The 12,923-nt window shown below is 62.8% G+C and carries 9 protein-coding genes; 4 read left to right on the plus strand and 5 right to left on the minus strand.

All coding sequences use genetic code 11. From position 1 onward, the window contains the following. Position 1 precedes the first annotated feature (1 nt). Positions 2–1,057: a glycosyltransferase family 4 protein gene (locus tag SS05631_RS08115; RefSeq protein ID WP_037425111.1), complete on the minus strand. Its 1,056-nt coding sequence runs from the start codon at positions 1,055–1,057 to the stop codon at positions 2–4. A 138-nt stretch (positions 1,058–1,195) separates the two neighbouring features. After that, a complete protein-coding gene (greA, locus tag SS05631_RS08120) occupies positions 1,196–1,672 on the minus strand; it encodes a transcription elongation factor GreA (RefSeq protein ID WP_014764680.1) in 477 nt (158 codons plus the stop codon). A 289-nt stretch (positions 1,673–1,961) separates the two neighbouring features. On the opposite strand from greA, the gene SS05631_RS08125 reads away from it, so the two are divergent. Then, positions 1,962–3,413, plus strand: coding sequence for an MFS transporter (locus SS05631_RS08125; protein WP_050988365.1), 1,452 nt, complete (start codon positions 1,962–1,964; stop codon positions 3,411–3,413). Positions 3,414–3,486: 73 nt separating this feature from the next. On the opposite strand, the gene carB is transcribed toward SS05631_RS08125, so the two are convergent. Both carB and SS05631_RS08135 read right to left on the minus strand, forming a co-directional pair. Then, the gene (gene carB / locus SS05631_RS08130; protein WP_037425114.1) at positions 3,487–6,978 is read right to left on the minus strand and encodes a carbamoyl-phosphate synthase large subunit; all 3,492 of its coding nucleotides are present in this window, start codon (positions 6,976–6,978) and stop codon (positions 3,487–3,489) included. 218 nt (positions 6,979–7,196) lie between these two features. Then, a complete protein-coding gene (locus tag SS05631_RS08135; RefSeq protein WP_037425117.1) occupies positions 7,197–8,225 on the minus strand; it encodes a zinc-dependent alcohol dehydrogenase family protein in 1,029 nt (342 codons plus the stop codon). Between the two features lie 197 nt (positions 8,226–8,422). On the opposite strand from SS05631_RS08135, the gene SS05631_RS08140 reads away from it, so the two are divergent. Beyond that, positions 8,423–9,358, plus strand: a complete 936-nt coding sequence (locus SS05631_RS08140) for a neutral zinc metallopeptidase (RefSeq protein WP_037425120.1) — start codon at positions 8,423–8,425, stop codon at positions 9,356–9,358. 39 nt (positions 9,359–9,397) lie between these two features. Here SS05631_RS08140 and SS05631_RS08145 read toward each other — a convergent pair whose 3' ends face one another. Beyond that, on the minus strand, positions 9,398–10,390 hold the full coding sequence (locus SS05631_RS08145; protein ID WP_037425123.1) for an aldo/keto reductase: 993 nt from the start codon (positions 10,388–10,390) through the stop codon (positions 9,398–9,400). Positions 10,391–10,505: 115 nt separating this feature from the next. On the opposite strand from SS05631_RS08145, the gene SS05631_RS08150 reads away from it, so the two are divergent. Further along, positions 10,506–11,414 (plus strand): LysR family transcriptional regulator, encoded by a 909-nt coding sequence (locus tag SS05631_RS08150; RefSeq protein ID WP_037425125.1) that lies wholly within the window; start codon positions 10,506–10,508, stop codon positions 11,412–11,414. A 160-nt stretch (positions 11,415–11,574) separates the two neighbouring features. Next, on the plus strand, positions 11,575–12,876 hold the full coding sequence (locus SS05631_RS08155; protein WP_037425128.1) for a tetracycline resistance MFS efflux pump: 1,302 nt from the start codon (positions 11,575–11,577) through the stop codon (positions 12,874–12,876). The last annotated feature ends 47 nt before the right edge of the window (positions 12,877–12,923 follow it).

The following is a 12,923-nucleotide window of genomic DNA, read 5'->3' on the forward strand; positions in this document are numbered from 1 at the left end:
TTCAGCGCATCAGCCCGTCGTAGACTGCACCGATCGCCCGAGCTTCGCCCTCGATGGCGAAATCCCGGGAACTCCGCGCCAGGCCGTTTGCACCGGCAGCCGCAAGCCGCGCCGGGTCGTCCATGAAGGCGGCGGCTCCATCGACCATCGCTTCGAGATTTCCGGCTGGGATGATCAGCCCGGTCTCGTCCGGTCCTTCCGCGATCAATTCGGAAAAGGCGCCGACGTCGCTAGCCACGACCGGCACGCCGCTCGCCATCGCCTCCAGCGGCGTCAGGCCGAAGCCTTCCCAGCGCTGCGGTGCGACGAAGAGGTCAAGCGCACGGTACCAATCGGGAATATTGGTGTGCTCGCCGACGAATAGAATGCGGTCGGCGAGCCCCGCCTTGGCAACGCGCTCCTTCAATTCGACCTCGAAGGCGAGGTGAGGGCCTGTGGCGCGCCCGGCAACGATCGCGCCCCATTCCGGTCGGCCGGGCAGAAGCGCGATCATGCTGTCAACGAAAAGGTCGGTTCCCTTCTGGTGGCGGACACGGCCGAAGCAGCCGGCATATTTCCGGGAGGGGTCGAGATTGAGCGTTTTTTTCGTAGCCGCCTTGTCGACCGGCGGGTGGAAGCGGTTCGTGTCGATCCCGTGCAGGATGACCGTGCTCGGAACCTCCAGATAAGCGGCGGTTTTCGAGCTTGTGGAGATTACCGCGTCCATCCGGCGGATCAGGAACTTGCTCCATCCGGTATGCCGCCGCTGCGAGGCAGAGGTGAAGACGATGCGGAGCTTCATCCGCAGCAGGTCGCGCAGGAGGATTGCCGGCAGCATCTCGACGTTGCGGCGCGCATGCCAGACGCGGCAGCGGCGGCCCGGCGGCTTCTGCCAGAGATGGATCAGGTCGCGATACCGGACCGACGGCAAACTCTTGGGGAGCCCGGGACCAAGGACCGCGATCTTTTGCCCAAGCTTGCGCTGGACGGGAACGAGCTGGATGATCGTCGAAGTGACGCCGGAGAGACGGCGCTTGAAGTTGGGCGCAATAACCTCGATGTCCCGGATATCGGCCACGTAAGCGCTCTCCTTGCGCCGCTTGCAATCAGGTGTCGGGGGAAGAGGGGCCGAACGAATGCCGCGCGCCGTGCGGAGTGGGTCAGGCCCTGGTCATGCCCCGCCGCCTTTCCGTGTTCGGCTGCTGGATTCGGGCGATCAGCCCCACTGAACGGCGAGGATTTCGTAGGCCTTGGAACCACCGGGGGCGTTCACTTCGATCGAATCGCCAACCTCCTTGCCAATCAATGCGCGGGCGATCGGAGAAGAGATAGAAATGCGGCCGGCCTTGACGTCGGCTTCCTGGTCGCCAACGATCTGATAGGTCTTTTCTTCCTCGGTGTCCTCGTCGACGAGCTTCACCCGCGCGCCGAACTTGATTTTCGAGCCGGACATTTTCGAAAGGTCGATGACCTCCGCCCTGGCGATCAGGTCCTCGAGCTCGGAGACACGGCCCTCATTGTGGCTCTGGGCCTCCTTGGCGGCATGGTATTCGGCATTTTCCGACAAGTCCCCATGGGCGCGCGCTTCGGCGATCGCCTCGATGATTCGCGGGCGTTCTTCCTGCTGGCGCCAGCGCAGCTCCTCCTGCAGATTCGCGAATCCACCCTGGGTCATAGGAACTTTGTCGACCATTTCATCGTCCTTTATCAAGCGCGCGGCGCCGCCTCCCGGCGGCGCCGACGCAAAAGAAAACGGTCCCCGGAGCCGAAGCACCGGAACCGTCCGAAACATCCGAACCGTTCTTATAACAGAAACGGAAGCGCGAAAGCCAGATTTTTCGAGACGCTCCGCGCCGGGGCGAAGGCTGTGTCCAACCTCGAGATCTTCAAAAAATAGCCTTCAGTGCAAAAAGCCGCTTTACCTCAACAGCACTTCAGGTTGTATCAGTCCAGGTTCCATGAACAAGCGATCGGAACCAACCATGAGTCTACTCGAAGAGAAGCCAAGGACCTCCAGCGTGACGAAGCACGGGCCAGGCGAGGGACGCTGGAGCGAGTTGCTGAAGAGAGATCATCTTGCTGCAACCGTGCCCCTGTGCCTTGGCGTCGCGCTCTTTGCCTTCAACGAGTTCTTTATTTCGACGGCCTTGCCTACGGCGGTCGAGGAATTTGGCGGGGCGGCCTTGCTGTCCTGGGCCTTCACGCTCTATCTGGTTTTCGCCATCATCGGCGGCGCCCTGGCGGCCAATCTGAAAGCCAGGTTCGGCGCGCGCAGCACGCTGATCGCTGCCGCGCTGGTCTTCGCCGCCGGCACGGTGATCGCGACCGTCGCGACCGGCATGCCTCAAGTGCTCGCCGGCAGGTTGCTGCAGGGGCTCGGCGAAGGAATCATTGCCGGGGTTTGCTATGCACTCATCCCCGAGCTATTCCCGCCGCGCCTCGTTCCCAAGGTTTTCGGGGCAGAAGCGATCGTCTGGGCGTCGGCCGCCTTTGCCGGTCCGCTGATCTCCGGACTGCTCACGGAATATTGGTCGTGGCGGGCCGCCTTCTTCGTCAACATACCGGCCGTCGCCGTCTTCATAGCGCTCGTCATTGCGATCGTCGGCCAGCCGAAGCGAGGTGGCGGCGATGTCGGCGCCGTGCCTTTGCTGCGACTCTTCGCATTCGGGCTCGGCATTTTGTTGATCTCGCTCTCGAGTACGGCAAGCAGTGCCTATGTAACGGCGGCTTTGCTGGTGATCGCACTCGCCGTCTTCATCACCGCGATCCGATTCGACCGCAGATCGCCGAATTCCATTCTGCCGTCCTGCGCTTTCGCGAACCGAAGCGCGCTTGGCAGCGGTCTCTGGATTATCCTGTTGATGCCGCTCGCCCAGGCGTCCGGCTCGGTCTATCTCGTCTATTCGCTGCAGCAGCTTTGGGATTTCCGACCGACGGCCGCCGGCTTTTCGAGCGCTTTGATGGCGATGTCCTGGAGCGTAACGGCAATTCTGGTCGCCAGCCTGCCATCGCACGCGATTCGCGTTCGGCTGATGTGGACGGGGCCACTGATCCTCGGCCTTGGCCTCGTCGGGCTGACACTCGCCGTCTGGAGCGACGAGCACCGGCTTGTGTTCATCGGACAGGCGGCTATCGGCGCCGGTTTCGGCATCAGTTGGGGAACGCTCAGCCAATTCCTGATGGACATCTCGAGCAAGGAGGAGCGCGACAAGACCTCGGCGCTGCTGCCGACGCTGCAATCGGCCGGCTATGCGATCGGCGCCGCCCTTTTCGGCGTAACCGCCAACGCTTTCGGCTTCGATGAAGGTGCCAGCGACCATGTGCTGGCGATGTCGCTGCTTGCCGTATTTGCGCTGGCTTGCGTCATCGCGGTCGCATCGGTTTTCTTCGCCTTCAGGACGCTGCGCCTGACGCGGCAGGGCGCCGCGTGGTAGCGCAACTCTCCTGGAAGCGTCTATCCATTACCGAGCCTTGGCGCACCCGATAGGGACGCGCCGGGGGCATCCGTCAAGCATCGAAGTAGCTCTGTAGCGGACGCACTTCCAGGTTGCCTGCCTTCAGCGCCTTGATGGCGTGCGCCGCGGCTTCGGCTCCGGCCATGGTCGTGTAGTAGGGGACCTTCTGCATCAGCGTCGCGCGGCGCAGCGACTTCGAGTCGGAGATCGCCTTGTTGCCGTCAGTGGTGTTGATGACAAGCTGGATCTGGCGGTTGCGGATGGCGTCCTCGACATGCGGCCGTCCCTCGAGCACCTTGTTGACCTTGGTGGCGGTAATGCCGTTTTCGCCCAGGAACCGGGCCGTACCGCCGGTCGCCATCACCTTGAAACCGATGTCCGCGAGAACGCGGATGGCCGGCAGAACCCGTGCCTTGTCCTCATCGCGAACCGAGACGAACACCGTTCCGTCACGCGGCAGATCGACGCCGGCGCCGAGCTGGGACTTGGCGAAGGCAAGCGCATAGTCGGTGTCGAGGCCAATCACTTCGCCGGTCGAGCGCATTTCCGGGCCGAGCAGGGTGTCCACGCCCGGGAAGCGGGCGAAGGGGAACACGGCTTCCTTGACGGCAATGTGCTTCAGATTGCGAGGATCCGGCTTCTTGCCATAGGCAGCGATTGCATCATCCAAGTTTTCTCCAGCCATCACTCGCGCGGCGATCTTCGCGATCGGCGCGCCGATCGTCTTCGCGACGAAGGGGACCGTGCGGGAGGCGCGCGGATTGACTTCGAGCACGTAGATCGTGCCGTCCTTGATGGCGAACTGCACATTCATCAGCCCGCCGACATTGAGTGCCTTTGCAAGCGCCGCCGTCTGCCGCTCGAGCTCGTCGACGAGGTTCTTGTCGAGCGAGTGCACCGGCAGCGAGCAGGCCGAGTCGCCGGAGTGAATGCCCGCTTCCTCGATATGCTCCATGATACCGGATACGAACACATCCTTGCCGTCGCACAGGCAATCGACGTCGACTTCGATCGCATTGGTCAGGTAGCTGTCGAAGAGCAGCGGGTTCTTGCCGAGCAGCGTGTTGATCTGGCCCGTCTTGTCGTTCGGATAGCGCTGCTTGATGTCTTCCGGCACGAGGCCGGGAACCGTGTCGAGCAGGTAGGTCTGCAGCATACTTTCCGAATGGATGATCTGCATCGCGCGGCCGCCGAGAACATAGGACGGACGCACGACCAGCGGAAAGCCGATTTCGGCGGCGACGAGGCGTGCCTGCTCGACGGAGTAGGCGATGCCGTTGCGCGGCTGGTTGAGGTCGAGCTTCATCAGAAGCTTCTGGAACCGGTCGCGGTCTTCGGCCAGATCGATCGCATCGGGTGCCGTCCCGAGGATCGGAATGCCGTTCTTCTCCAGCGCCTCCGCAAGCTTCAATGGCGTCTGGCCGCCGAACTGAACGATGACGCCGTGCAGCGTGCCGTTTTCCTGCTCGGCGCGCATGATCTCGATGACGTCTTCCGCGGTCAGCGGCTCGAAATAGAGCCTGTCGGAGGTGTCGTAGTCGGTCGAAACCGTTTCCGGGTTGCAGTTGACCATGATCGCCTCATAGTCGGCGTCCTTCAACGCGAAGGCCGCGTGGCAGCAGCAATAGTCGAACTCGATCCCCTGGCCGATCCGGTTCGGGCCCCCACCCAGGATGACCACCTTCTTGCGATCGGAAACCTGTGCCTCCGAGCGCGCGGCGCCGACGAACGGCGTTTCATAGGTGGAATACATGTAAGCGGTCGGCGAAGCGAATTCCGCCGCGCAGGTGTCGATGCGCTTGTAGACCGGGCGGACATTCAACGCGTTGCGCAGTTCCGCGACTTCCTTCGGGCGCTTGCCGGTCAGCGTCGCGAGACGCGCATCGGAAAAACCCATGGCCTTCAGCATTCTGAGGTTTTCGGCATCCTGCGGCAGCCCGTGCTCGCGGATACGGGCCTCCATGTCGACGATCGCCTTGAACTGAGCGATAAACCACGGATCGATCTTGCAGGCCTCGTGCACTTCCGCCTCGGTCATGCCGAGGCGCAGCGCCTGGGCCACCATGCGCAGGCGGTCGGGGGTCGGCGTGCCGAGCGCCGCACGGATGGCGTTGCGGCCATCGCCGTCGGCGTCGAAATCGGGAACTTCGATTTCGTCGAGACCGGTGAGCCCGGTTTCAAGCCCGCGAAGCGCCTTCTGCAGCGATTCGGCGAAGGTGCGGCCGATCGCCATGACTTCGCCGACCGATTTCATCGCGGTGGTCAGCGTCGGTTCGGCACCGGGGAACTTTTCGAAGGCGAAGCGCGGGATCTTGGTGACGACGTAGTCGATCGACGGTTCGAAGGATGCCGGCGTGGCTCCGCCGGTGATGTCGTTCTCCAGCTCGTCGAGCGTATAGCCGATGGCAAGCTTCGCGGCGATCTTTGCGATCGGGAAGCCTGTCGCCTTGGAGGCGAGGGCCGAGGAACGCGAAACGCGCGGGTTCATCTCGATGACGACCAGACGGCCGTTTTGCGGGTTTACCGCGAACTGGACGTTCGACCCGCCGGTCTCGACGCCGATCTCGCGCAGCACCGCGATCGAGGCGTTGCGCATGATCTGGTACTCCTTGTCGGTCAGCGTCAGCGCCGGCGCGACGGTGATCGAATCGCCCGTGTGGACGCCCATCGGGTCGATGTTCTCGATCGAGCAGATGATGATGCAATTGTCCGCCTTGTCGCGGACGACTTCCATTTCATATTCCTTCCAGCCGAGGACCGACTCCTCGATCAGGACTTCCGTCGTCGGCGACGCATCGAGGCCGCTGCCGACGATCTCGAAGAATTCCGAGCGGTTGTAGGCAATGCCGCCACCCGTGCCGCCAAGAGTGAAGGAAGGCCGGATGATCGCCGGAAGTCCGACGTCGTCAAGCGCTTGAGCGGCGATCGCCATGGCGTGGTTGACGTAGCGCGCCTTGCGATCGCCTTCGCCGAGGTTCCACTGGTTCTCGAGTTCATCGAGGGCGGTGTCGAGTTCGCCACCGGAAAACTTCGCCTTGAGCGCGGCACGTTCCGCCTCATGCGCCTTACGATCCTGGTCCTTGATGTCGGTGGCATTCGCCAGCCGCGACTTCGGCGTCTCGAGCCCGATCTTGGCCATCGCCTCGCGGAACAGGGCGCGATCCTCGGCTTTGTCGATCGCCTCGGGCTTGGCGCCGATCATCTCGACATTGTAGCGGTCGAGGACGCCCATCCGGCGGAGGGAAAGCGCCGTGTTCAAGGCCGTCTGGCCGCCCATGGTCGGCAACAGCGCGTCCGGGCGCTCCTTGGCGATGATCTTCGCGACCACCTCAGGGGTGATCGGCTCGACATAGGTCGCATCGGCCAGGCCCGGATCGGTCATGATCGTCGCCGGGTTGGAATTGACGAGAATGACGCGGTAGCCTTCCTCCTTGAGGGCCTTGCAAGCCTGGGTGCCGGAATAATCGAATTCGCATGCCTGGCCGATCACGATCGGCCCCGCGCCGATGATGAGGATCGATTTGATATCTTGGCGCTTCGGCATGGTTCTCATCCGCTTTCTGGTTGCGCGAAAAACCGGCCGAGGTGGGAGATCACCGGCCGGGTGCGCAATGAATGGTCTTTTCAGGCTAGAAGCGGCTTATAGGCAAATGTCCCTGCCAGCGGAACCCCGAAAATTCCGGAATCGACAATTAGGCGCAGATATTTGCGCGCTCAACCAATGCCCCCATTTACCATCCCAGTTTCGCCGACATCCGCAGCCTATTCAGAAGACGGGATCACCAGCACTTTTACTTCTCCTGGGAGCGCTTTGTTAGCAATGATGACGGGGGCCTCGTCGAGGGTCACGCGCCGGGAAATCAGCCGGTCGACGTCAATTGCGCCCGTGGCCACGAGGTCGGCTGCCCGGCGGTGCACAAAGGGATTGATGAAGGACCCTTGCAGGCGCAGCTCGCGGAAGAGAATGCCGAAAGGCTCGATCTCCACCTTCTCGCCCCGCGGCAGCACGCCGAGTATGACGACCGTCCCGCCCGCCTTCGCCAGGCGTGTCGACTGCATCACTGTTTCTGCCACGCCGGCGCATTCGATCACGACATCGACTCCTCCAGGAACGAGCCCGTGCGGCCCAGAGATCGCCTCGATCACGTCGCCGGCGGTGGGATCGACCGTTGCCGTCGCCCCGACCTCCTCCGCCAAGCCGCGCTTCGATGCCTGCCGCGTCGAGAGAATGACCGTCGTCGCACCCGCCAGCCTTGCAAGTTGAACGGTCAATAGACCAATAACGCCGCCCCCGAGAACCGCCACCGAGGACCCGGCACGGATACCGGCGTTGTCTATGCCGTGCAGACAGCAGGCGAGGGGTTCACAGAACGCTCCGTGCACCGCATCGAGGCTAAGCGGAATTTCGAAGGCCTGTTTCTGCGGGACCAGCACGTACTCGGCGAAACCGCCATCGCGGTGAATGCCGATGGCGCGCAGATTGAGGCAGAGATTTACTCTGCCAGCTTGGCACTGTGGGCAGCGGCCGCAGGAAATATTGGGGTCGCCGGTGATTCTCGCTCCCGGTTTGATCCCGTAAACGGAGTTCCCGGCCCTCACGACGATGCCGCAGAATTCGTGACCGAGGGTGACCGGAGGCGTGGACGGAAACTCCCCATGAAGGAGATGCCGGTCGGTCCCGCAAATGCCGCAGGCTTCCACTTTGACGAGCAGATCGTCAGGCCCGGGTTCGGGCACCTCGACGTGCCGAACGGAGATTTTGCCGATCGCTTCCAGACGCACCGCTTTCATGCATGCTCCTCCGACCACCGCACCATAGGAACGCGAAAGCGCCAGGTCGTCAATCTGCCGGAAAATCGAACCCGCAAGTTGCAGAGAAAAAGACCGGCGGATGAAACCGCCCTGCAGCGATTGCGTTTTACAGGGATTGCAGCGCAGGCATATAAATGTTCAACGCGCCAAGTGGCGACGTCTCCGGAGGAAAGATCATGGAATGGAAGGGCCGCCGCCAGTCCAGCAACGTCGAGGATCAGCGGGGCGCGGGCCCCGGCGGCCTTGGAGGCGGCCCCTTCGGCCGCGGCGGCGGGTTTCGCATTCCGACGGGCGGCGGCATGCGCCGCGCCGGCGGCGGCCTGAGCTTCGGAACGATCATCTTCCTGGTCATTCTCTATTTCCTCCTCAAAGCCATGGGCATCGACATGCTCCAGGTCATCGAAGGCGGCCCGGTGAACATGCCGGGCTTCGAGCAGAGTGATGGTTCTCAGGCGCCGCGCGGCTCGGCGGAAGAAGAGGAGATGAAGGCCTTCATGGCGACGGTGCTGGCGGAGACGGAGGACACCTGGAACGGCATCTTCCAGGCTGGCGGCGAACAATACGAGGAGCCGAAGCTGGTGCTTTTCAGCGGCGCCGTCCAGTCGGCCTGCGGTTTTGCCTCCGCTGCCTCGGGGCCATTCTATTGCCCCGGGGACCGCAAGGTCTATCTGGACATGACCTTCTTCGAGGAACTGGCGCAGAAGTTCGATGCAGCCGGCGACTTCGCGCAAGCCTACGTGCTGGCGCACGAGGTCGGCCATCACGTCCAGAACCTGCTCGGCGTCCTTCCGAAATTCAATCAGATGCGTCAGCGCATGAGCGAGGCCGAGGCGAACCAGATGTCGATCCGCGTCGAACTGCAGGCGGATTGCTTTGCCGGAATCTGGGGCAAGTACACCGAACAGAAAGGCATGCTGGAGCGCGGCGACCTCGAAGAGGCTCTCAACGCCGCGACCCAGATCGGTGACGACACGCTGCAGAAACGCACGCAAGGCTATGTCGTGCCGGAGAGTTTCAACCACGGAACCTCGGAGCAGCGGATGAAGTGGTTCAGACGCGGCTTCGATAGCGGCAGGATGTCCGACTGCGATACCTTCTCCGGTTCGGTTTGATCGCTTCGGATCCGGACAAAACCCGGTTCCCGCGATCCCTCATCGTTCGCTGTCCATATGGACGAGCTGCGCCTCGGGATAGCGTGCGCCGGCGGCGGCGCCCGTCGGAACTGCACGCTCGATCGCGGCGAGATCGTCGGCGTTCAATGGAACCGACTGCGCGCCAAGCGCTTCGGAAAGGCGATCGCGCCGCCGGGCGCCGACCAGCGGCACGATATCGCCGCCCTGAGCGGCAACCCAAGCGATGGCGATCTGCGCCACAGACGCTCCCTTGGCCGCCGCCACGCGCCTCAGCGCTTCGACCAAGGCTAGGTTCTGATCGACATTGCCGTCCTGAAACCGCGGGCTCATCGCCCGAAAGTCGCCGGTTCTGGCCGCATCCTTCCGCCAGTGACCGCTGATGAGGCCGCGCGAAAGCACCCCATAGGCGGTGATGCCGATGCCGAGGTCGCGGCAGGTTGGGAGAATCTGGTCCTCGATCCCTCTGGAGATCAGTGAATATTCGATCTGCAGATCGCTGATCGGGTGGACGGCGGCGGCGCGGCGGATCGTCTCCGCTCCGACTTCGGATAGGCCGATGTGTCGAACATAGCCCGCCTTCACCATATCCGCGATCGCACCGATCGTCTCTTCGATCGGAACCTCCGGGTCGAGGCGGGAGGGGCGGTAGATATCGATATAATCGACCCCCAGCCGCTGAAGGCTGTAAGCCAGGAAATTCCGCACCGCCTTCGGCCGTCCGTCATAGCCGGACCAGCCGCCCGCGGCATCGCGCAGCGCGCCGAATTTGACGCTCAGCTGCACCTGATCGCGATCCCGGCCGGCGAGCGCCTCGCGGATCAGCATCTCGTTATGGCCCATGCCGTAGAAATCGCCGGTGTCGAGCAGGGTGACCCCGGCATCGAGAGCGGCATGAATTGTCGCGATGCTTTCCGCGCGATCCGTCGGACCGTACATTCCAGACATTCCCATGCATCCGAGACCAATCGCCGAAACGTCGGGTCCGGACCTGCCTAGCGAAACCATATGCATCTGACTTCTCCTTGGTGAAACCTTGCGGTTGTTTCCTTCGGCTGCAAGGTTTACTCGGGATCGCTCTGTGCGATAATCCGGCATTCACAACACAGCTTGTACGGATTTTCGCACAATGAATGAGCTTCCTTTAGCAGATCTCGACGCCTTCGCGGCCGTCGCGCACGCACGCAGTTTTCGGACTGCGGCGAAGAAGCGCGGCGTATCGGCGTCGGCTCTGAGCGAAGCCCTGCGGCGGCTCGAATCGAGGCTGGGCGTCAGGCTGCTCAACCGCACCACGCGCAGTGTCACCGTGACCGAAGCGGGTAGGCGCCTCTTGGAGCGGCTGGCGCCGGCGCTCGGCGAGATCGCCGGGGCGCTCGAACAGGTGGCGAGCGAACGCGACAACCCGGCCGGGACCCTACGCCTCAATGTGCCGACGATCGTCGCACGCGAAATTCTGCCGCCGATTGTCGGTCCTTTTCTCGCGGCGCATCCGGCGATCGCCTTGGAGGTGACCGCCGAGGATGGTTTCATCGACGTTCTGGCCGCTCGTTTCGATGCGGGCGTGCGTTACGAGGAACGTCTCGAGAAGGACATGATCGCGATCCCGATCGGACCGCGTGTGCAGCGCTACGTCACGGCCGCCGCTCCGGCCTATCTGGCCCGGCATGGCGTGCCGCAGCATCCGCGCGATCTTCTCGACCACGCCACGATCCGTCACCGTTTCCAAAACGGCATTGCACTGGCGTGGGAGTTCGGGGAGGGTGAGGCGGCAATCACCGTGTCACCGCCGGCAACCGTCCTCGCCAATTCGATCGATCTCGAGATCAGTGCCGCTGTTGCCGGGCACGGCATTATCCGGACCTTCGAAGAATTGGTGATGCCCGAAATGAGAACTGGCCGGCTGGTGCCGATCCTCGAAGACTGGGTGACCAGCTTCCCCGGACCATACCTCTATTACGCGGGCCGGCGGCACTTGCCGGCGCCGCTACGCGCCTTTGTCGTTTTTCTGAAAGCACGGCAGCGGCAGCCGTCGCAATGAATACACGCGACACACGAACTACCATTCATTCCTGTGATCATTCCGATAAGAAGCTTTGAAATGTTCTTGGATTGTTTCGCTGCAAGCGATGCGATAAACCTTATTTGGTGAGATCGTTCATGTTCTGTCTCCGTTTCGGCGGACAGCGGGGAGGAGCTTGATGCTCGACAAGATATTTGTTCGACGCGGCTTGTTCCTCGTCTTTCTGATCCTGCTTTTGGACATCATGGGCATCGCCATCATCGTGCCGGTGCTGCCCAGCTATCTCCAGGAACTGACCGGGGCGAGCGTCGGCGAGGCGGCCATCGATGGCGGCTGGCTGCTGCTCGTCTATTCCGGCATGCAGTTCCTCTTCGCGCCCTTGATCGGCAATTTGAGCGATCGATTTGGACGCCGGCCGGTCCTGCTTGCCTCAGTGTTGACCTTTGCGATCGACAACCTGATCTGCGCCGTGGCAACGAGCTACTGGATGCTCTTCGTCGGGCGAATCCTCGCCGGGATAAGCGGCGCGAGCTTCGGAACCGCTTCCGCCTTCATCGCCGACGTCAGCGACGATTCCAATCGCGCCAGGAACTTCGGGCTGATCGGTATCGCCTTCGGCACCGGCTTCGCCCTCGGGCCGGTCATCGGCGGCTTTCTCGGGGAACTTGGCCCGCGCGTTCCCTTTTATGGCGCGGCAGCGTTGTCCTTCGTCAATTTCGCCGTGGGCGTGTTCCTGCTCCCCGAAACACTCGACCCGGCAAATCGGCGCCGCTTCGAGTGGCACCGGGCCAACCCGCTCGGCGCGCTGAAGCAGATGCGCAACTATCCGGGAATTGGCTGGGTAGGTCTCGTCTTCTTTCTCTACTGGCTCGCCCATGCCGTCTATCCGGCCGTCTGGTCCTTCGTTTCGTCCTACCGCTACGGCTGGAGCGAGGGTCAGATCGGGCTGTCGCTCGGCATTTTCGGCGTCGGCGGAGCGCTCGTCATGGCCCTCGTCCTGCCGCCGGTCGTGGCGAAACTGGGCGAGCGGAGGACGGCAACGCTCGGCCTCACCTTTACGGCGCTTGGCATGGCGGGCTACGCGGCCGCCTGGCAGGGCTGGATGGTCTATGCCGTGATCGTCGCGACAGCGCTCGAGAGTTTGGCCGACCCGCCGTTGCGTAGCATCGCTTCCGTCCATGTGCCGCCGTCGGCGCAGGGCGAGCTGCAAGGCGCTCTCACCAGCATATCGAGCATGACTACGATCCTCGGTCCGCTTCTCTTCACGCAGATATTCTCGCTCTTCACCAGGCCGGAAACGGTCTATTCGTTCTCCGGCGCGCCCTATGCGGTGGCGGCATGCCTCATCGTCGCAAGCCTGTCCGTCTTCCTGTTGAGGGTGCGGCCCGTCCCGAGCGATGCGTTCGAGAATGCAGCGCGGGGTCCGACAGACACTCCGCAGGGGCAGTTCGCCAGGAGATCCGAAGCGCCTGCGGATTGATCAATTTTCTTGATAGAACGATGAAAAATTAAGCAGCGACGCCCTTG

Origin of the sequence: Sinorhizobium sp. CCBAU 05631 (genome assembly GCF_002288505.1) — a bacterium.
Classification (GTDB): domain Bacteria; phylum Pseudomonadota; class Alphaproteobacteria; order Rhizobiales; family Rhizobiaceae; genus Sinorhizobium; species Sinorhizobium fredii_C.